The sequence below is a fragment of the Frankia sp. CeD genome (genome assembly GCF_000732115.1).
Taxonomy (GTDB): Bacteria; Actinomycetota; Actinomycetes; order Frankiales; family Frankiaceae; genus Frankia; species Frankia casuarinae.
The window spans coordinates 1-19693 of the sequence record NZ_JPGU01000054.1; the positions used below are offsets into that span (position 1 = coordinate 1).

At 69.3% G+C, this 19693-nt stretch carries 20 protein-coding genes; 15 read left to right on the forward strand and 5 right to left on the reverse strand.

Going from position 1 to position 19693, the window contains the following annotated elements; translation table 11 throughout:
* From CED_RS19005 to CED_RS19015, 3 genes are all read right to left on the reverse strand, one after another.
* Window positions 1–257 (reverse strand): hypothetical protein (locus tag CED_RS19005; protein WP_084680867.1); only part of this gene is annotated, 257 nt, incomplete at its 3' end.
* 302 nt (window positions 258–559) lie between these two features.
* The gene (locus CED_RS19010) at window positions 560–1048 is read right to left on the reverse strand and encodes a MarR family winged helix-turn-helix transcriptional regulator (protein WP_011436639.1); all 489 of its coding nucleotides are present in this window, start codon (window positions 1046–1048) and stop codon (window positions 560–562) included.
* A gap of 32 nt (window positions 1049–1080) precedes the next feature.
* Complete coding sequence (locus tag CED_RS19015) at window positions 1081–1455, reverse strand: GNAT family N-acetyltransferase (RefSeq protein WP_235187160.1); 375 nt, start codon at window positions 1453–1455, stop codon at window positions 1081–1083.
* A 739-nt stretch (window positions 1456–2194) separates the two neighbouring features.
* Between CED_RS19015 and CED_RS19020 the strand changes: the two genes are divergently transcribed.
* From CED_RS19020 to CED_RS19040, 5 genes are all read left to right on the forward strand, one after another.
* The gene (locus tag CED_RS19020; RefSeq protein WP_051868928.1) at window positions 2195–2554 is read left to right on the forward strand and encodes an SHOCT domain-containing protein; all 360 of its coding nucleotides are present in this window, start codon (window positions 2195–2197) and stop codon (window positions 2552–2554) included.
* Window positions 2555–2614: 60 nt separating this feature from the next.
* Window positions 2615–3370, forward strand: a complete 756-nt coding sequence (locus CED_RS19025) for a PspA/IM30 family protein (protein ID WP_011436642.1) — start codon at window positions 2615–2617, stop codon at window positions 3368–3370.
* Window positions 3367–3648: a hypothetical protein gene (locus CED_RS19030; RefSeq protein ID WP_011436643.1), complete on the forward strand. Its 282-nt coding sequence runs from the start codon at window positions 3367–3369 to the stop codon at window positions 3646–3648. The genes CED_RS19025 and CED_RS19030 overlap by 4 nt, the downstream gene beginning before the upstream one ends.
* A gap of 55 nt (window positions 3649–3703) precedes the next feature.
* Complete coding sequence (gene htpX / locus CED_RS19035) at window positions 3704–4672, forward strand: zinc metalloprotease HtpX (RefSeq protein ID WP_035912951.1); 969 nt, start codon at window positions 3704–3706, stop codon at window positions 4670–4672.
* A 67-nt stretch (window positions 4673–4739) separates the two neighbouring features.
* Entirely contained in the window at window positions 4740–5336 is a 597-nt protein-coding gene (locus CED_RS19040) for a hypothetical protein (protein WP_011436645.1), read from the forward strand.
* Window positions 5337–5357: 21 nt separating this feature from the next.
* Here CED_RS19040 and CED_RS19045 read toward each other — a convergent pair whose 3' ends face one another.
* The gene (locus CED_RS19045) at window positions 5358–6284 is read right to left on the reverse strand and encodes a M56 family metallopeptidase (RefSeq protein WP_035912934.1); all 927 of its coding nucleotides are present in this window, start codon (window positions 6282–6284) and stop codon (window positions 5358–5360) included.
* Entirely contained in the window at window positions 6281–6682 is a 402-nt protein-coding gene (locus CED_RS19050; RefSeq protein ID WP_011436647.1) for a BlaI/MecI/CopY family transcriptional regulator, read from the reverse strand. The genes CED_RS19045 and CED_RS19050 overlap by 4 nt, the downstream gene beginning before the upstream one ends.
* 250 nt (window positions 6683–6932) lie before the next feature.
* On the opposite strand from CED_RS19050, the gene CED_RS19055 reads away from it, so the two are divergent.
* The 10 genes from CED_RS19055 to CED_RS19105 form a co-directional block, all read left to right on the forward strand.
* Window positions 6933–7904, forward strand: coding sequence for an ABC transporter ATP-binding protein (locus CED_RS19055; RefSeq protein WP_035912935.1), 972 nt, complete (start codon window positions 6933–6935; stop codon window positions 7902–7904).
* Window positions 7901–8788 (forward strand): ABC transporter permease, encoded by an 888-nt coding sequence (locus CED_RS19060; RefSeq protein WP_011436649.1) that lies wholly within the window; start codon window positions 7901–7903, stop codon window positions 8786–8788. The genes CED_RS19055 and CED_RS19060 overlap by 4 nt, the downstream gene beginning before the upstream one ends.
* A gap of 5 nt (window positions 8789–8793) precedes the next feature.
* Window positions 8794–9255 carry a hypothetical protein gene (locus CED_RS19065; RefSeq protein ID WP_035912937.1) on the forward strand — a complete coding sequence of 154 codons (462 nt, stop codon included), beginning with the start codon at window positions 8794–8796 and terminating at the stop codon, window positions 9253–9255.
* Window positions 9256–9555: 300 nt separating this feature from the next.
* A complete protein-coding gene (locus CED_RS19070) occupies window positions 9556–11472 on the forward strand; it encodes a hydantoinase/oxoprolinase family protein (protein ID WP_035912939.1) in 1917 nt (638 codons plus the stop codon).
* Window positions 11473–11489: 17 nt separating this feature from the next.
* Complete coding sequence (locus CED_RS19075; protein WP_035734323.1) at window positions 11490–11828, forward strand: acetone carboxylase subunit gamma; 339 nt, start codon at window positions 11490–11492, stop codon at window positions 11826–11828.
* A gap of 4 nt (window positions 11829–11832) precedes the next feature.
* Window positions 11833–13959 (forward strand): hydantoinase/oxoprolinase family protein, encoded by a 2127-nt coding sequence (locus tag CED_RS19080; RefSeq protein WP_035912940.1) that lies wholly within the window; start codon window positions 11833–11835, stop codon window positions 13957–13959.
* A gap of 29 nt (window positions 13960–13988) precedes the next feature.
* On the forward strand, window positions 13989–15056 hold the full coding sequence (locus CED_RS19085; protein WP_035912942.1) for an NAD(P)-dependent alcohol dehydrogenase: 1068 nt from the start codon (window positions 13989–13991) through the stop codon (window positions 15054–15056).
* A gap of 134 nt (window positions 15057–15190) precedes the next feature.
* On the forward strand, window positions 15191–15874 hold the full coding sequence (locus CED_RS19090) for a GPR1/FUN34/YaaH family transporter (RefSeq protein ID WP_035912943.1): 684 nt from the start codon (window positions 15191–15193) through the stop codon (window positions 15872–15874).
* A gap of 205 nt (window positions 15875–16079) precedes the next feature.
* Window positions 16080–18311 (forward strand): hydantoinase B/oxoprolinase family protein, encoded by a 2232-nt coding sequence (locus tag CED_RS19095; RefSeq protein WP_035912945.1) that lies wholly within the window; start codon window positions 16080–16082, stop codon window positions 18309–18311.
* A 903-nt stretch (window positions 18312–19214) separates the two neighbouring features.
* A partial coding sequence (locus CED_RS19105) for a beta-ketoacyl synthase N-terminal-like domain-containing protein (RefSeq protein ID WP_304413288.1) occupies window positions 19215–19693 on the forward strand: 479 nt, incomplete at its 3' end.

A 19693-nucleotide genomic window follows, 5' to 3' on the forward strand; every position in this document is an offset into this window, starting at 1 on the left:
GCTCGGTTCTGAGCGGCAAGGCTGTCCGACTGCGCCGCTCGCATGCTCCACAGTCCCGCCACGTGGCAGGCGAAGGCGGTCCGGTCCTCGTCGGTGCCGCCAGCCCAGCAGTCCAGCCCCGCCGCCCACTGCTCGGCCTGCTGGGGGGTATGTCCGGCGCCAATGAGACGGATCACCATGAACGCGGCGTCTACCCAGCCGGCACCCTGCGCCGGCCAGCCCCAGTCGACCACCCAGACACGGTCCTCTCTGATCATGAACTAGTGGGCATGAAGGTCGGTGTGAATCAGCCGGTTCCCGGCCACGGCGTCGACTACAGCGCCCGCGTGGACGGCCGCGGTGGCTACGTCCCAATCGGGGAAAACTCTAGCTGGAAGCGTTTACTTGGGGACCCGGCTGCCCTTGTTCTCGTCGCCGTCCTTGCCGTTTGCCGANCAGTTGCCCTCGTGAGAAACCCAGGTCGCTCTGAATGGCCGGCGTCGCCACGGTCACGACGCTGCCGTCCTGAACGATCATCAGCTGGAAGATGCGGCGGCGGTGGAAGGCGTGGCTCTCGTGGCTACTGAGCCCGCTGGCGGGCCCGCCGGACCGGCTGAGGGCTCTTCGCTGGTCCGGCCAGATGCCCCTCGATCAAGCGGTTCATCGCCCGCAGGAAGACCTCCCGCTCCTTGGTGGGAAGCGCCGCCAACGCCTCCTCATGGACCCGATCGACGATCTCCTGGCTCCGCGCGGCGATCCGCGCGCCCGCCTCGGTGACCGCGATGATCCGAGCCCGCCGGTCCCTGGCGGAGGGCCGACGTTCGGCGAGGCCGGCCTTCTCCAAGGCGTCCACGGTGACCACCATCGTTGTCTTGTCCATGTCGCCGATCTCGGCGAGCTGGATCTGGGTGCGCTCCTCCTCCAGGGCATGCACCAGCACGCAGTGCATGCGTGCGGTGAGACCGATCTCGGCGAGCGCGGCCGCCATCCGGGTCCGCAGGGCATGACTGGCGTGGTCCAGCAGGAACGACAAGTCTGGTCCGGCGCGGGAGGGTGCCATGGCGGTCATGCCCGCAGCCTAACGACTAGGTCCGTCGCGGATTATCCGTAAGCTTGCTGTCGAGTGGTTGGGGTGACCCAGCCGGCCCGGCTGACCGCGTAGACGGCATGGGCCTCGTCGTGGAGGAACTCGCTGCGGACGTATGCCATGCCGAGGCGTTCGGCGACCCGGACAGACGCGGCGTTGGCTGGGACGATGACCGAGACGACCTCGGTGAGGTCGGGGCGCTGGGCGAACACCCAGGTCAGTGCCGCGGTGGCGGCCTCGGTGGCATAGCCGCGCCCCCAGCGGTCCCGGCGCAGGAACCAGACGGCCTCGATGCCCGGCCAGCCGGGTTCGGTCCACAGCCCCGCCTGGCCGACGAGCTGCCCGCTCGCCTTCTCGACAACCGACCACGGACCTACGCCGGTCAGCACCCAGCAGCCCATGCAGCCGGCCAGGGCATGCCAGACGCCGTCCGGGTCGGTCGGCCGGTAGGAAGTAGCGGGTGAACTCGGGATCGGACCAGATCTCGGTGTAGCCGGCGACGTCGTCGTTGTGGATGGGCCGCAGGACGAGCCGGTCCGTCGTGAGAAGGGGAATGATCGTGGTCAGACTCATCGTGTCCGGTAGTTTGCCGGAAGCGTGCGGCACGCCGCGAGAAAGGCGGCGACCGTGGGTTGTGAGGCGGACCGTGGGACCCGCGCGCGAGCCACCGGCTGGATAGCCACGGGTCGTAGCTCTGTTCTGTCTGCTGCACGGAGCCTGGCACGACGCCACGTGCTGGGAGCCCCTCGGAGCGCAACTGCGGGCGCGGGGACATCGGGTGGTGGCACCGGATCTGCCGTTGCACAACCCGGCCACGACGTACGAGGAACGCATCCGCCCGGCGCTCGCCGCCCTCGATGTGGCCATCGTGGCCGCCGGACCCGGGGCGCTCGCGGTACGCCTCTGCCCGCGGCCTGTGCCCCGCGGCCCAGTTCGCCCGGGACGGGTCAGACCATCGCCGGTCGTGTGGACGGCGGCGCCAGGGGCATTCCCCCAGCACAGGCCGGTCGTCGGCCAGGTCCGGGACGAACGGCCCTCGTTCCATCGCCCCTCGGAACGAAGGTCGAGGAGCGGCAGGCCGCCAATGATATCGAACCGCCGAGGGTATCGAGATCGAAGGAGATCACGATGATGATCTGGGATGGGCACACCTGGGGCTGGGGCGGCTGGCTGCTGATGTCGTGCAGCATGGTCGTCTTCTGGGGGCTGGTGATCGGGGTACTGGTTGCTCTCCTGCGCGCGGGCCGCGGCGGCGGGCCGGGTACGTCGGCCGAACCGCCCGGAGTGGAACGGCCCGGTACCGAACGGCCCGGTACCGAACGGCCCGGTACCGAACGGCCCGGTACCGAACGGCCCGGCGAGCGGTCGGCCGAGCGGATCCTCGCCGAGCGTTACGCCCGCGGTGAGATCGATGAGGCGGAGTACCACCGCCGCCTGGACGTGTTGCGTGAACGGCCCGGCCCGACGGATCTCACCAGGGCTGGCTGACCGTCGGCTGACCGGCGAGATCGGAGAGGGACCGACGGGATCGGGGGAGGGAAGGCNTCGATGAGCCTGAGCAGGCGGCTGGCGTTGGTGTTCCGGGCCAAGGCCAGCAGGATGTTGGACCGCGCCGAGGATCCGCGTGAGGTTCTCGACTATTCCTACGCTCGGCAGCTCGAGCTGCTGGCGCAGGTCCGCCGCGGGGTCGCGGACGTCGCTACCAGCCGGAAGCGGCTGGAGCTCCAGGTCGAACAGCTACGGGCGGCCGCCGAGCGGCTGTCCGGACAGGCCCGCCAAGCGGTCGCCGCGGGCCGCGACGACCTGGCCAGGGAGGCCCTCGGTCGCCGGGCCGGGGTGGCCGCGCAGTTGGAGGATCTGCGGGAGCAGCATGCGTCGCTGCGAGCGGAGGAGGACCGGTTGACGCTGGCGGCGCGGCGGCTGGCGGCCCAGCTCGAGGCGTTCCGGACCAGGAAGGAGACCGTGAAGGCGACGTACACCGCGGCGGAGGCGCAGACGAAGATCGGCGAGGCGCTGGCGGGGGTCTCCGAGGAGATGGGCGACGTCGGCCTGGCAATCCAGCGGGCCGAGGACAGGACCGAGCAGATGCAGGCCAGGGCCGGCGCGATCGACGAACTACTCGCCTCCGGCGCCTTGGAGACGGCGGCCGGTGGCCCGCGCGGCGACATCCAGGCCGAGCTGGACCGGCTGTCCGCGACCGCCGACATCGATCAGGATCTGGCCGAGATCAAAAGCGCCATGCCCGCGCGGGCGATTGGCGGCCGCCCGCCGGCCGACGCCGCTCGACCGGAGGAGCGGCCGTGATCGTGCGCATTCTGGGTGAGGGCCAGTTCGACCTGCCCGCAACCGACCTGGAGGCCCTCAACGAGCTGGATGACGTGCTGCTGACGGCCGTCGAGGCCGGTGACGAGCCGGCATTCCAGGAAGCCTTGACGAGGCTGCTCGAACGGGTCCGGACCCGCGGCCGCGCGGTGCCGGCGGACCAGCTGGAGCCATCGGAGCTGGTGCTGCCGCGCGCCGACACCGGGCTGGCGGAGGTCCGCGGACTGCTCGGCGACGAAGGCCTGATTCCCGGCTCCTGATTTCTGGCGGCCGAGCCCCGACCGACGAGGTGACGATGGTGAGGTGACGATGGTGATGACGCGTGTGCCGCGGCGGTTCGCCCTGGACCGGGGACTGTCGGCCCGGATGGTGCTGACCGTCTTCCTGCTCGGGTTGGTCTACGTCGCCTTCATCGCCGTCCTGATCGCCGTCGGAGTGTCACCGGTCCTGGTCGTCGCGATCGCCGGCGGGCTGCTCGCCGCCCAGTACTGGTTCTCGGACCGCATCGCGCTGTACGCGACCGGTGGGCGCATCGTCAGCCCGGCGCAGGAGCCGCGGCTGCACGGCGTCGTGGATCGGCTCTGCGCGCTGTCCGACCTACCGAAGCCCGTGGTGGCGGTCGCGGACACCGACCTGCCGAACGCGTTCGCCACCNGCCGGACCCCGAAACGCGCCGTCGTCTGCGTGACGACCGGGCTGCTGCGCAGGCTGGAGGTCGACGAGCTGGAGGGGGTGCTGTCCCACGAGCTGTCCCACGTCGCGCACCGGGACGTGGCCGTCATGACCGTCGCGTCGTTTCTCGGGGTGCTCGCCGGTCTGGTCACCCGATTCGGTCTCTACTCCGGGATGGCCGGCGGCTTCGGCCGGTCCGACGGCGGTGACGGCGGTGACGGCGGNGACGATGACGAGGACAGCGGCGCCCTCGTCGTGCTCGTCGTTGTGGTCGTCTCCGCCGCCGTCTACGCGCTGTCGTTCCTGCTGACCAGGGCGCTGTCGCGGTACCGGGAGCTCGCCGCCGACCGGTCCGGGGCGATCCTCACCGGCCAGCCGGCCGCGCTCGCCGCCGCGCTCACCAAGGTCACCGGCGAGATCTCCCGGATCCCGACCCGCGACCTGCGGGCCGCCGAACCGTTCAACGCCTTCTTCTTCGCTCCCGCGCTGGCGAACGGCGTCAGCCTGTCCTCGTTGTTCTCGACCCATCCGCCGCTGGATGCCCGCCTGGCCCAGCTTGCCCGGCTGGCCGCCCAGTTCGGTGAGCCCGCCCAGTTCGGTGAGCCCGGGTAGTTCGGTGNGCCCGGGTAGTTCGGTGACCCGGGTAGTTCGGTGACCCGGGTAGAAAGCAGGCCGGANCATGCGGATCCTCGACGTGCTTCTCGGCCGGACCCGGCCCGTCCCGCCGGACCTCGACCGGCTGTTCACGCTCCCAGCCGCCGCCGTCATCCTGCAGGCCGCCAGCTCATGGCGACCGACCGGGGTCGGAGCGGTCTGTGTCAAACCCGCGTCAGGCGGCGCGTTCACCGGGGTAGCGCAGGAGATCGACCGGCTGCTGAGCATGGACGGCGGCCGGTACGAGCGGCGCACGGACAGCTTCGGGTACAGCTGGCTGCTGCGACGGACCGGCGAGCAGGACCTCGCTGGCCTGGTCACCGACCTGCACGCGGCGAATGCCACGGTGCGCGACGCCGGCTTCGGCCCGGCACTGCTGTGCACCGTCGTCGGGTTCACCGACGGCAGCAGGCCGATGGGGCTGATCTACCTCTACAAACGCGGCACCTGGTACCCGTTCGTGCCGGCCGGTGACCAGCGTCGGGACAATCCGGCCGAGCTGGAGGTACGGGAGATGCTGGCGGGTGAGCTCCCGATCGAACCGGACCTGTCCCGTTGGTTTCCCCTGTGGGGAGCGCCCGGCATCGACGCGCCGGGTCGCGACCCCGACACGCACGGGTGACCTCGTCGGCTTTTCGTCCGGTCAGGATCGGTGCGCATAGGCTGCCTGCGCGTGTTCAAAGCGGTGCTCGGTGGTGTGGGCGGTGTCGGCGGCGGCGGCGGCCGTGGCCAGGACGAGCGCGGCGAGGGCAACGGCCAGGGCGGGGCGTGGTTTGGGAGGCGGGTCCAGCAGCGCCCGCGCCCGGNGGGNGAGGTCGGTGTGCACGGCGCCGAGTGCCGAGGTCGGAGTGGTCGGCATGCCGGTGCGGGCGAGGCCGGCGCGGGCCAAGGCCCGGGCGACCACAGCGCGATCTTCGGTGACAGCGGCGGCGTCTTCGTCGGCCCAGCGTTCGACGGCGAGGCGCACGGCGGCGGCGGGTGTCCGCAGCAGCGGGTTGGCGGCGGCGGCGAGGTCGGCGAGCTGGGTGTAGGCGTGGTGGCGGTGATGCAGGTGGGAGCGTTCATGGGCGAGTAGCACGCGGCGTTCGTCGGCGGGCAGCGCGCGCAGCATGGCGGTGGACACCACGATCCGGCCGGTCAGTCCGGGCAGCGTGTAGGCGTCGGGGTGGTCGTCCTCGACGATGACGAGGCCGGTAGGCGACGGTCCGAGCCGCCGGCAGGTGAGTTCCGCGGCGGCGAGGTCCTGGCCGAGGGCGGCGGCGCGCCGGGCGGCGGCGGCGAGCAGCCCGACGACGACGGCGGCCGGCACCAGCCCGGCCGCGGCGGGTAGCGGGTCGTGGCCGCGGATCATGGTGGCCGACCAGTGCCCGACCGCGGTGAGCAGGGGCAGCTGGGCGAGCAGGGTGAAGGCGGCGACGGCCAGGACGAATCCGGTGGCCAACGCGGTGACCAGACAGGCCAGGGTCAGCAGCCGGGTGGCGGCGGCGGGCGGCAACCGCCGGCCGAGCCAGCCGCCGCTGACGGCCAGCAGCAGGTTCGTGGCCAACGGGATCAGCGCGACGGCCGTCATAGCCCCTGCCCGCCGTCCGTCTCTGACCGCGGGTGGTGGCTGGCGAGGATGTCGGCGAGGAGTTGTTCGTCTTCGGGACGCAGATCCGCGACGAAGCGGGCCAGGGCTTCAGCCCGGTTGGCGCCAGCGCCGAGCAGGCGGGTCATCTGGCGGGCGGTGAGTGCGGCGTCGAGGGTTTCCGGTTCGGCGGCCAGCGTGTAGGCGTAGGAGCGGCCGGCGGGCTGCCGGGTGAGTGCGCCCTTGTCGTGCAGCCGGGCCAGCGTGGTCATCACGGTGGTGTAGGCCAGCGGCTCGCCGAGTTCGGCGAGCGTCTCGGTCGGGGTGAGCGGCCGGCCGGCCGCCGCGATCGCGGCGAGCACCTCTCGTTCGAGCGCTCCCGGCTCCCGCCGCTTCGCCATCCGTTGCCCTCCTCGCGGCTGTCGCTCGCGGCTGTCGCTCGCGGCTGTCGCTTGCGACCACTCACTACTATCGCGTTGATAGTACGAACGGTCGAGTGGTACAGGCCTGCCCTGGCCCGCTGCCGACCATCCGCGTAGCGGGCCTCTCGGTGGCACTGGATCGGTCTCCACCCGGCCCGGCCCTTGCCGCCTGCCGCGCACCCGCGCGTCTACTATTCATCGAGTAGTAGATATCTTGAGGGAGGGACGTATGGCGGCTGGCGTACCGGCGGTGGAGGCCACCGGCCTGGTGAAACGCTTCGGCGGTCTCACTGCGGTGGATCATGTTGATCTGCGGGTGGACGTCGGGGAGGTCTACGGCATCCTCGGCCCGAACGGTGCCGGGAAGACGACGTTCCTGCGGATGCTGTTCGGGTTGATCCGCCCGGACGCCGGGGTGTTGCGGCTGTTCGGTCGCAGTTGGGCCCAGGCCGGCCCGGCGACATTGGACGGGGTCGCGGGGTTCATCGAGAGCCCCCGTTTCTATCCATATCTGTCCGGCCGGAGGAACCTGGAGCTGCTGGCCGGACTCGACGGCGGTGACGCCGACAGCCGGATCGACAGGGTCCTCGACCTGGTGGATCTTGCCGACCGGGCCGGGGACAAGGTCGGCGGCTACTCGTTCGGGATGCGTCAACGGCTCGGGGTGGCCGCCTCGCTGCTACGCGACCCGCGGCTGCTGGTGCTGGACGAGCCGGCCAACGGCCTGGACCCGGCCGGTATCCGCGACATGCGGGCCCTGGTCAAACGGCTCGCCGCGGGTGGGCTGACCGTGCTGCTCAGCAGCCACAACATGAACGAGGTCGAGGAGATCTGCGACAACGTCACGATCATGCGCACCGGCCGGGTGGTCTACCACGGCTCGATCGGCCAGCTGCGGGCCCAGGCGCCGGACCCGTCCCACCGGCTGGCGACCAGCGACGACGACCGGGCGCTGGAGCTGGCCGCCGACCANCCCGGCGTAGCCGTGTCGACTCACCCGGACGGCGGGCTGGCGCTGACCGCCCAGCCCGCGGCCGCGGACGCCTACATCATCGCTCTCGGCCGGGACGGTGTGGCCGTACGGACCCTCGGACTGGAGATCGCGCCACTGGAGTCGCTNTTCTTCATGTTCACCGAACCCGACCGGACCGCCGCCGACCTGCCAACCCAGCAGCACGCCCGCCTCGGAGCGACCCGGTGACCACGACAAGCACAGCCTCCGCGACGACCACCACGCCCCCGGCGACGGTCGGGGCACGTCCGGCCGGCCGCGGCCGGGTGACGAGCGCCTACCGGTGGGAGGTCACCAAGCTTGCCGCCCAGGCCCGCACCCGCGCGACGCTCGCCGTCTGCCTGCTCGCCCCGTGCGTGTTCGTCGTGCTGCTCGACCGCCAGGACCGTGTCCCGAAGGACACCCTGTACGGCCGGTGGGTGCACGCCAGCGGCTTCGCGACCCCGCTGCTCATCCTCGGCTTCGCCGCCCAATGGGTGTTCCCGCTGCTGACCAGCCTGGTGGCCGGGGACATCTTCGCCAGCGAGGACCAGCACGGCACCTGGAAGACGATCCTGACCCGCTCGCACAGCCGCACCCAGATCTTCTGGGCCAAGACGTTGGCCGCGGCGACGTTCGCGGTCCTTGTCCTCGCCGTTCTGGCGGCCAGCTGCCTGGCCGCCGGCGTCCTGCTCGTCGGTCACCAGCCGCTGGAAAGCCTCTCGGGCACCCTGCTGCCGCCCGGCCGGACCGCCGGGCTGGTGCTGGCCGCGTGGGCGACCGCGCTGCTGCCGCTACTCGGCTTCACCGCCCTCGGGATCATGCTGTCGGTGCTCACCCGCAGCAGCCCCGCCGGGATCGTCGGCCCGATCATCCTCGGGCTGCTCATGCAGCTCTACTCGTTCCTCAACGGCGCCGACGCGATCCGCCACCTGCTGCTGGTCACCCCGTTCGACGCCTGGCACGGCCTGCTGGCGGCGCACCCGTACTACGGGCCCCTGGGTCAGGGTGCGCTGGTCAGCGTCGGCTACATCGCGATCTGCCTGGCGGTCGCCTACACGGCGCTGCGTCGGCGCGACATCACCGGAGGCTGACCCCGATGCGACGACCTGCCCTCGTCCGACTGACCCGGGCGACGTCCGCCGTCAGCGCCGCGACCGCCCTGGCCGTCGCCCTGGCCGGTTGTGCCACCGACGTCACCCGGCCCCGCGTCGAAAACTCCCTCGGTCCCGTCTTCGCCAACCTCTACACCCACCAGCAGGCCCTGCTCGGTCACCCCGGCCTTACCCCGGCCGCCGTCGCCGCCAAGGCCAGTTGCGACAAAGGCGGCCCCCAGGTACCGGACCGGGGCGCCGGCAGCGACTGGATCTGCCAGCTCCGCTGGACCGACAGCGCCGGAAAGCCCCAGAACGGCAAGTTCGAGCTCCAGGTCCGCTCCAACGGCTGTTACCAGGCCGGCGGCCCATCTAAGCTTGTCGGTCCGCTAACCATCAAGGCCACCACGGGCACCTATGTGATCAACCCGGTGTTCGAGTTCGACGGCTGCTTCGACACCACCTGAATCGCGGGGCGTGGGGAGGCCCGGCCGGCACGGCCATCCCGGTGAGCGGGGCCGGCCGGCCTCGCGTNCCGCCCTCGGGCGCGAACCGATCAACCAGGAGAATAGCCCTTGGACGTAACCTATGGTATTCGTGAAACTACTAGATAGGACTACTGGCGAGGTTGGGCGTGGCTCTGGGCCAACAGCATTGCGTTTAACCACCCGATTTCTATCTCCCAGCCACCCCTAGGAGTGGTGCAACCACCCTTCGCTGGCTGCAAAGTTGTGACCCACTTCACGCAACGATGCAGCGGAGGGCCGATGGGAATCCTGGTCAATATCGACAACGGTGGCACGTTCACCGATGTGTGCGTGACGGACGGTGAGCGCATCGTGCATGCGAAGACGCCGACGACCCCGCACGATTTAACGCAGTGTTTCGTCGACGGGCTGCGGACAGCGTCCGACCGGCTGTATGGCGAGGAGGACACCGCTCGTCTGTTGCGCGAGACGGAGTACCTGCGCTATTCGACGACGTCGGGTACGAACGCCGTGGTCGAGCGGAAGGGCGCACCGGTCGCCCTGCTGGTCGACAGCGGTGCGGAGGAGGACGTCTACGGCATTGCGAACCTGGTCGACGCCTCGCTGTGGCAGGCGCTGGTGCCGCATTCTCCGGTCGGGATCACGGTGGGCGCCGACGGGTCGGTGGGCTTGGCGGAGTTCACGACGGCAATCAACGAACTGTTGGCGACGAGTACCTCGCGGATCGTGATCGCGCTGCGGAGTGCGGCGGCGGAGCGGGCGATCAAGAATCTGTTGTTGGAGCGGTACCCGCGGCATCTGCTGGGCGCGGTTCCGTTCACCCTGTCGCATGAGCTTGTGCACGACGTCGACGACGCGCGGCGGGTGCTGACCGCGGTGCTGAACTCCTACCTGCACCCGGGGATGGAGCACTTCCTCTACGGCGCGGAGAAGGCGTGCCGGGAGAACGGGCTGCCTCGCCCGCTGCTGATCTTCCGGAATGACGGGGACTCGGCCCGGGTGGCCAAGACCACGGCGTTGAAGACGTGGGGTTCCGGGCCGCGGGGTGGGCTGGAGGGCAGCGTCGCCTACGCCTCGCTCTACGGCGCGGACGTGCTGGTCGGGGTGGACGTGGGTGGCACCACGNCCGACGTGTCGGTCGTGGTGGACAAGGCCCTGACGGTGCACGCGCACGGCCGGGTCGATTCGGCGCAGACCTCGCTGCCGATTCCGGACCTGAGCAGTATCGGGCTGGGTGGCAGTTCGGTGGTCCAGGTCGTCAACGGTCAGATTCAGATCGGTCCGCGCAGTGTGGGTGCCGCGCCCGGCCCGGCGTCTTTCGGCCGTGGTGGCACCGATGCGACGGTGACCGATGCCCTGCTGCTTGCCGGGGTGTTGGACCCGGACAACTATCTGGGTGGGGATCTGAAGTTGGACCCGGCCCGGGCGGAGCGGGCGTTGCTGACCCATGTCGGGGAGCCCCTGTCGTTGTCGGCGCAGGCCGCGGCGCTCGCGGTGTTGCGGGTGTTCGAGGAGCAGGCGGGGGCCGCGGTCAAGGAGATGATCTCCGCGGCGGGNCGTGAGCCGGGNGAGGCCACGCTGCTGGCCTTCGGTGGCGCCGGTCCGGTGCTTGCCTCGGGGATCGCGCGGGCGGCGGGGATCGCACGGGTGATCGTGCCGCATCTGTCGGCGGTGTTCAGCGCGTTCGGTATCGGTTTCAGCGGGTTGGCGCACGAGTACAGCGTGCCGATGCCGGGCGTCGACGTCGAGGTGAAGGCGGCCCGCGACGATCTGTTGACCCGCGCGCGGCGTGACATGTTCGGTGAAGGCGTGTCCATCGACGAATGCACTGTCGAGACCCGCGGCCGATTCATCGTCGACGGCGTGTTGCGGGACGAGACGTGGACCGACGGGTCGTCTCCCGGGCAGGCCGATCAGCTGGTGGTGCGGGCCTGGTATCCGCTGCCGACCTTCGAGCTGGTGGCCGACGAACACGGCACGGTGCAGCCGGCGGCCGCGGACGGATCGCGTCGTATCCATTTCGCTGACGGTAACGAGCAGGAGATTGCGGTCTACCGTCCGGAGAATCTGGAGCCGGGGCAGGGAGCCGCGGGGCCGGCGCTGGTCGCGGGTGACTATCTGACCTGTCTGATCGAGCCCGGGTGGGGGTTCCGGGTGAGCAGCAACTCTGACCTGATCCTGGAGGCCCAGCAGTGAGCGAGCAGCAGTCCACCGTGAACATCACCGAGTATCTCGCGATTAATCTGGCGACCGAGCGATGGACCTGCCGGGTGTGCGGGCATGACATCGCGAACGCCCGCGAGAACTACAAGACCGGGCTGCTGGTCCACAACCGTGACCCGCGGGAGATTCACCGGCCGATCCTGGACGAGAGCTACGAGTTCACCTACGCCCCCGACCCGGCCTGGTGCCGGATCGTCGAGTTCTACTGCCCGGGTTGCGGGACGCAGGTGGAGAACGAGTACCTGCCGCCTGGTCATCCGCTGACGCACGACCTCGAACTCGATATCGACGCGTTGAAGCGTCGCCACCTCAGCGCTGTGGAGGGCTAGGGACATGCGGCAGGTAAGTGTTGACATCGGTGGCACGTTCACCGACTGCTTTCTTGTTTACGACGACACCTACATCGAGGCGAAGTCGCTGACCACGCACCACAACCTCGCCTCCGGCTTCATGGATGCCCTGGCAAAGGCCAGTGCCCAGGCGGACCTGGATGTGCAGACGGTGCTCTCGACCGTCGACGCGGTGCGTTACGCCACGACCCTCGGGACGAACGCGCTCATCGAACGCAGCGGTCCGGCGGTCGGCATCCTCACCACCGCCGGTTTCGAATCGACCGTGCCGTTGATGCGGGCCCGTGGCTACGGCGACGGGCTGACCGAGGCCCAGCAGTCCGACCTGCCCGCCGCGGACCGGCCGGTGTCGCTGGTGCCGGTGACCCGGATCGCCGGCGTGCAGGAACGCGTCGACTACGGCGGCACGGCGGTGCTGTCCATCGACGAGGACGACGTGCGCCGCCAGGTGCGCAAGCTGGTGGACGAGGGCGCGCAGGCGTTCGTGGTCGCGCTGGTCAACGCGGTGATCAACCCGGCCCACGAGAAGGAAGTCGAGCGGATCATCCTCGACGAGTACCCCACGCACATGCTGGGGGCGATCCCGATCGTGCTGTCGCACCGGGTGACCGGCCGCAAGGGTGAGTACGCCCGGACCATGTCGGCGGTCATCGACGCCTACCTGCACAGCCAGATGTACCACGGGCTGGCGTCGCTGGAGATCGAGCTGCGCCGCAACGGCTACACCAAGCCGATGCTGCTGGTGCACAACACCAGCGGCATGGCCCAGCTGAACTCGACCTCCTCGCTGCAGACCATCCACTCCGGGCCGGTCGCCGGGCTGGAGGCCACCAACTACCTGTCGAAGACCTACCACCAGCCCAACATCATCGCCACCGACATGGGCGGCACCAGCTTCGACATCGGCCTGGTCACCTCCGACGGGGTGAAGTTCTACGACTTCAACCCGGTCATCGACCGCTGGCTCGTCTCCNCCCCGATGACCTACCTGCACNCCCTCGGCGCCGGCGGTGGCTCCATCGCCCGCTACGACCGCCTGTGGGAGGCCATCGAGGTCGGCCCGGAAAGCGCCGGTTCCGACCCGGGCCCGGCCTGCTACGGCCGGGGCGGGCGGTTCCCGACCACCACGGACGCGAACCTGGTGCTGGGCTACCTCGACGCGGACAACTACGCCGGTGGCACGATCAAGCTCAGCCTGCGCCGGGCGCAGCGGGCCATCGAGGAGCACATCTGCAAGCCCACCGGACTGAGCCTGATCGAGGCGGCGAAGGCGATCAAGCGCAAGGTGGACAGCAACATGGCCAACGCGATCTTCAAGGAGGTCGCGGTCAAGGGCTATAACCCGAAGAACTTCGTCGCGCTTAGCTACGGCGGCGGTGGTCCGCTGCACGCCTGCGGATACGCCAACACGCTGGGCATCCAGAATGTGCTGATCCCGCCGTTCAGCTCGGTGTTCTCCGCGCTGGGCGCCGGCAATATGAACCAGCTGCACATTCATGAGTACTCGCTGTACCTGATGGTCTACGACGCCACCACCCGCAGGATGTTGGACGACTTCCAGGTCTTCAACGACACGGTGACGGAACTTGCCGCGAAGGGCCGCGACGACCTCCTCCGCCAGGGCGCCGACCCCGCCAACATCCGCTCGCGGGTGGAGCTGGACATGCGCTACGGCAACCAGCTCGCCCAGATCGGGGTGGTGTCGCCGTTCGAGCGGCTCACCTCACACCGCGACGTGATCGAGCTGCTGGACCTGTTCAGCAGCATCTACGCCAAGCGGTACGGCGAAGGCAGCCAGGCGCCCGAGGCCGGTGTGCGCATCAACGTCATCCGCGTGGTCAGCTACGTCGAACGCGACAAGTTCGACCTGCAGCCCACCCAGGCCGAGCCGCGCCCCGCGTCGAACCCCGCCCGGTGGCGGGAATGCCACTACCCGGGCATCGACGGCGCGGTCAAGACTGCCGTCTACGACTTCGCCGACCTCGAAGAAGGCCACGTCATCGAGGGCCCCGCCCTGATCGAAACCCCGAGCACGACCTACCTCGCCGAACCCGGATGGCAGCTGACCATCGGCCGTACCGGCTCCGCGGTGCTCGTTCGGACCATCTGAGCGAGACGTGGGAAGCGAGGTTGGTAACCATGCCAGCCACCATGCAGGCACTGGCGTTTCTCGGCATCGGCAAGGCCGGCGTCATCGAGAAGCCCATACCGAAGCCAGGGCCAACTGACGCGATCGTACGGACAACATCGGCGCTTATCTGCACCTCCGATGTGCACACCGTCCGGGGCGCCATTCCCGTTCCCGAAGGCCGCGCTCTCGGGCACGAGGCGGTCGGTGTCGTCCACGACCTGGGCGCCGCGGTCACTGGATTCGAGGCCGGTGAGCGGGTAGCGGTCGGGGCGCTTACGCCGTGCTTTCACTGCGGCCCCTGCCAGCGGGGTTTCAGTACCCAGTGCCAGGGAATGCTCGGTGGGTACAAATTCACCACGCAGCGCGATGGCAACATGGCGGAGTACTTTCTCGTCAACAATGCGGCCGCCAACCTCGCTCGCATTCCGGCCGACCTGCCCGACGAGAAAGCCGTCTACGCGACCGACATGCTCTCCACCGGGTTCGGTGGCGCGGAGAACGCGCAGCTGCGGCTCGGTGAGTCCGTCGCGATCTTCGCTCAGGGGCCGGTAGGGTTATCCGCCACCATCGGCTGCCGGCTGCTCGGCGCCGGACTGATCATCGCCGTGGAAGGACGGCCCGAACGGCAGGAGCTGGCACGTCGATTCGGCGCGGACGTGGTCGTCGNCCCCGCCGCTGGTGATGTGGTGAACCAGATCCTCGATCTCACCGGCGGCGTCGGCGTGGACGGCGCGATCGAGGCGCTCGGTCATCCGCAGACCTTCGAGGACTGCATCCGGGTGACCAAACCCGGTGGCCGGATATCGAATATCGGGTATCACGGTGAGAACCCGGCACCGCTGCAGATCCCGTTGGAACCGTTCGGCCTGGGTATGTCGGACAAGAAGATCCTGACGTCGCTCTGCCCAGGCGGAAGCGATCGGCTCGAGCGAATCTTCACCCTCATGCGTTCCGGCCGGGTGGATCCTACGCCGATGACGACCCATGAGTTCGGGTTCGACGAGATCGAACGTGCCTTCAGCATGATGGAAACCAAGGAGGACGGCGTCATCAAACCCCTCATCCGTTTCGCATAACCAGTAAAACCAGGAGGGCTGGGCGCTGCCCGGCGGTTCCGCCGCGGCCCGCCCGGCCCTCCGCCGCCCGTACCCGCAGCATGCCCGGCAGGCCGCCCGGTAGGCGGGCTGCCCGTTCAGGAGGTTTCATCCCGATGACCACCAGCACCGGCAGCGCCACCGTTTCCAGTCCCCAACAGCCATTACTGAACGAGAGCGAGGCCTTACCCGTCTCGTTACCCGCTCCGCCGCCCCTCAGCCCGCTGCGCGGCAACCCGGCCGTGTTCGGCCTCCCCACCGNCATCGCCGGGGCTTTCGGCCTCGGGCTGGTCGACACCGGCTGGCTTCCGCCCGCCGCGGCCGGCGCGGCACTGCCGATCATCCTGACCTCCGCCGCCGTCGGTCTCCTGGTCGCCGCGATCTGGGCGGCGGCGCTCGGGCAGAACCCCCTGGCCAGCCTGTTCGCGGTGTTCTTCGGGTTCTACGGCAGCTACGCCGCGTTTGGCCTCGGCCTCGGCCACAACTGGTACAACATCCCCGCCACCCAGATCACCAGAACCACCGAGCTGTGGCTGATCAGCTGGCTGGTCACCCTCGTCCTGGTCACCGTGGCCACCCNGCGCCTGCCCAGCAGTTTCACCCTGCTGCTCGGGTTCGCGGACGGCGCGCTGCTGCTGCTACTGCTCGGCACCATCAACACCAGCACCGCCCTCACCCACGCCGGCGGCTACCTGGTGTTCGGCTTCACCGCGGTAGCGGCCTACCTCTACCTCGCCGTCATGTCCGCCGAGACCGGCGGGNAGGGNCTGCCGCNCNGCNAGCCGGNCATCTCCGGATAACATGCTGCGATCCGATGGTCGTAGCTGGCCGGCTAGCGCGTATTGATGGAAAGTTCTTGTACTGAGCCGAACACGCCGTCAGGCTGATGGGAATCAGCAGGGTCGGCGTCATCAACCCCCTCGTCCGTTTCGCGTGGCCTGTGTCGGGCCTGGGAAGCCGCTCGCCCTCGCCCGCCAGGCACGTCTTAGCAGAAGGTGTAGATTCATGAGCCAGCCCGACCACGCTGACGGCAAGTCAGTCGTCGAGAAGTTCCTCGAAGAAAACGTCCTGTTCCTCGGGCCCGACCCCGAGATCATGCAAAGCCACCATCTCGCCCCGGAGTCGCCCCGCGAAACGGAGGCGCTCGCGCGGTTCACCGATCCCGAGCAGATCAACCTGGTGCGGCACAAGCTGCAGACCGCGTGTAACGAGTCCTTCGACATGGTCGAGCAGATGGGCGCGGCGCCCGGCGCGAAGTGGGGCGACCTGATCTCCGGGGTGTGGACGGCCTCGGGTGACCTCGCCCTGTCCAGCATGGGTGGTGTGCTGCTGTTCTCGGTGCTCACGCAGCACCCGGTCAAGTTCATTGTCAAGTACTGGGTGGATGAGCCGACGGTCGGGGTCCGTGAGGGCGATGTCTTCATGCACAACGACGCCCGCTACGGCAACGTCCACAACACCGACCAGAGCATCCTCATCCCGGTCTTCCACGAGGGGCAGCTGATCTGCTTCGCCGGCGCGGTCTGCCACGAGGGGGAGAACGGCGCCACCGAACCCGGCGGTATGCCCTCGGCGGCGGAGTCCCCGNTCGACGAGGGATTGAAGATTTCGCCGATCAAGGTCGGTGAGAACTACACGTTCCGCCGTGACCTCATGACCTTCCTGCAGAACTCGGTGCGCGAGCCGAAGCTGCAGCTGGAGGGCATGAAGGCCAAGCTGTACGCGGCGATGCGGACAAGGGACCGGATCCACGACACCATCGCCGAGTACGGTGTCGACGCGGTCGTCGCCACGTTGCGGCGCACCCTGACCGACACCGCCGACGAGGTCCGCCGCCGGCTGAGGTCGTGGCCGGAGGGCACCGTGCGGCAGAACGTCTTCGCGGACGGGACGCTGCGGGAGAACTGCCTGGTCAAGATCAGACTGGCGATGACCAAGAAGGACGACGAGCTGATCCTGGATTTCCGGGGCTCGTCGCCGGAATTCCTGAACCGGGCCAACAACACGATCCTCTCGTCGATGAAGGGCATGCTGGCCCAGGAGTTCCTGACCTTCGTGTGGCCGGACCTGCCGCGAAACCAGGCGGTGTTCGAGCCGATGACTGTTCTCACCGACCCGCGGTCGGCGCTGAACTGTTCGCCGGAGGCGCCGAACGCGCAGAGCATGATGACGTTCTTCCCCTCCTTCACCGCGGCCCAGCTGGCGACGCCGAAGCTCCTCTACAGCGCGGGTGAACGCTCTACGGACGTCATCGCCGGCTGGTTCAACATGATCGTCACGTTCATCTACGGTGGTGTCACCCAGCACGGCGAGCTGGTGGGCAACGTGTGCGCCGACCTCAACGGCATGGGCGGGGCCGCGCGGTCCAACCGGGACGGCGAGCACGCGGTCGCCCCGATCTTCGCGCCCATGGCCGACATCGGGGAGCAGGAACTCATCGAGGAAGAAGTCCCGATTCTCAAGATCGTGCCGAACAGGGTAATGCGGGACAACCAGGGCTTCGGCAAGTTCCGCGGCGGCCAGGGCTACCAGCAGATCGCCACCGTCAAGGACAGCGCCATGTGGGGCTTCATGGCGTGCAGCATCGGCTCGAAGTTCCCCAGCTCGCACGGCATCTTCGGCGGCTACGGCCCCGGCACCTACCCGCTGTGCAAGATCAAGAATGTCGACATCTTCAAGGTGATGGACAACCAGCGCGAACTGCTGCGCTACACCGTCGAGGAACTGATGAACGAGCGTCCGTTCCCGGACGCGACCTACTCGACGCATCACATGGGCATGCAGTTCGAGCTCGCCGAGCGCGGCGAGCTGTACATGCTCACCCAGGGCACCGGCGGTGGCTACGGGGACGTGCTCGAACGCGATCCCGAGCTGGTGGCTTCCGACTACCGCGACGGCCTGGTGTCCATGGACACCGTCCGCGACATCTACCACGTGGTGCTCAACCCCGACACCGCCGTGCTGGACGCCGAGGGCACCACGGCGGCCCGGGAGGCCGAGCGGGCGGCTCGGCTGCGGCGGGGNAAGCCGNATGCGGNGNTCGTCAAGGAANGGGAGACCGAGACGCCTCCGGCCGACGTGCCGTTCTTCGGCTCCTGGGGCGACCCGCGGGTGCTGTTCCGCGGCACTCCGCAGGACACCTGCCCCGCGGACGCGATCGTGCCGGTGATGATGCCCGACCCGAAGGACGTGCGGATCGCGCAGCTGGAGGCCAAGCTGGCGGAGCTGCAGGACTGACGGTGCAGGGCTGACGGCGCGGGCCTGATGCTGCGGGACTGATGAGGACGGCGGGAGAACGATGAACGCTGTGGACGACTGGATCCACGCCAGGCGCGACACCCTGACCTGGCTGGACTGCGACCGGTACGTGTGGAGGGTCTTCGCCGGCGCCCCCGAGCGCTGGTATGACGACCCGGCCACGCTGGTCGCGGCGAGTGCACAGGCACACCGGTTACTGCGGTCCGATGTGTACGGTGTCAACGTTTCAGGTCCGTTCTCCCGCCACCTCGTCGGCGATAGCGAGGCCGCTGCCGTCTGTGCGGCGTTGGAGCTGCCGGCGCCGCGCCGCGTGCTGGCCGACACTCTCGACGCGCTGCTGCACCAGTTCGGCGATCGTGTCGACCTGGTGCTGGACTGCCCGTCACCGCGCAGGCTGCTCGCGTCCGGTGCGGGGATCGACTTCGACGCGCTCGACGACGTCGCGACCGGCCTGCTGGAGGTGATCCGCTCGGTGGCGGACCGGCCGGTCCGGGGGCTGCAGATCACCTGTGACACGGCGGGCGGGCCGGATGAGGACGAGACCGACGCCTGGTCCAGTCTGCTGGCCGCGGCCGGGCACTACGGCTGGATCACCGCGGTCCGACTGAACGGCNTGACCGACCCCGACCAGCTCGACCCCAAGCTGCCCGGTGACCTGCTGCTCCTGCCGCACCTGCCAGCCGGCGTCCTGCCCGATGATCGGCGCTACGGCGGGGGNCTGCCAGCGGAGGNGTGGAGCGACACGAGCGAGGCCGCCCGGCTGCTCGACGCCGCCGCCAAGCGTGGGTTCCGGTTCGGTGAGATCCCCACCGAGGCCTCCCCGGAAATCGTGCTGACCAGGCTCACCGCCCTGGCCGCGGGCACGCACTGAAGGGATCCGACGTGGACGACGTGGAGATCGTGGGCTGGGGTCATACCCCGTTTGGCCGTCTGCCCGAGGAGACTCTGGAGTCGCTGATCGTTGCCGCCGCGCGGGAGGCGATCGCGTCGGCGGGTCTGCGCCCGCGGGAGATCGACGAGATTGTTCTCGGTACCTATAACGCGGGGTTGCAGCCGTTGGCGTTTCCTTCCTCGCTGGTGCTGGAGGCCGATGACNATCTGCTGTTCACCCCGGCGACCCGGGTGGAGAACGCGTGTGCGAGCGGGTCGGCGGCGTTGCTGTGCGGGGTGCGGGCGATTCGGTCCGGGCAGGCGCGCCGGGTGCTGGTGGTCGGGGCGGAGAAGATGACCCACGCGTCGGCCGAGGNTGTCGGTGGGGCTTTGCTGGGTGCCGACTATGAGCATGCCGGCGAGTGCGCGCCTGCCGGGTTCGCGCGGTTGTTCGCCGATGTCGCCGAGGCCTACTTCACCAAGTATGGTGA

Bases quoted from the DNA above. Each gene is read 5' to 3' on its own strand.
- CED_RS19040 (WP_011436645.1), top strand. From the start codon at position 4,740: ATGCGGATCCTCGACGTGCTTCTCGGCCGGACCCGGCCCGTCCCGCCG.
- CED_RS19010 (WP_011436639.1), bottom strand. From the start codon at position 1,048: ATGACCGCCATGGCACCCTCCCGCGCCGGACCAGACTTGTCGTTCCTG.
- CED_RS19065 (WP_035912937.1), top strand. From the start codon at position 8,794: ATGCGACGACCTGCCCTCGTCCGACTGACCCGGGCGACGTCCGCCGTC.
- CED_RS19020 (WP_051868928.1), top strand. From the start codon at position 2,195: ATGATGATCTGGGATGGGCACACCTGGGGCTGGGGCGGCTGGCTGCTG.
- CED_RS19050 (WP_011436647.1), bottom strand. From the start codon at position 6,682: ATGGCGAAGCGGCGGGAGCCGGGAGCGCTCGAACGAGAGGTGCTCGCC.
- CED_RS19025 (WP_011436642.1), top strand. From the start codon at position 2,615: ATGAGCCTGAGCAGGCGGCTGGCGTTGGTGTTCCGGGCCAAGGCCAGC.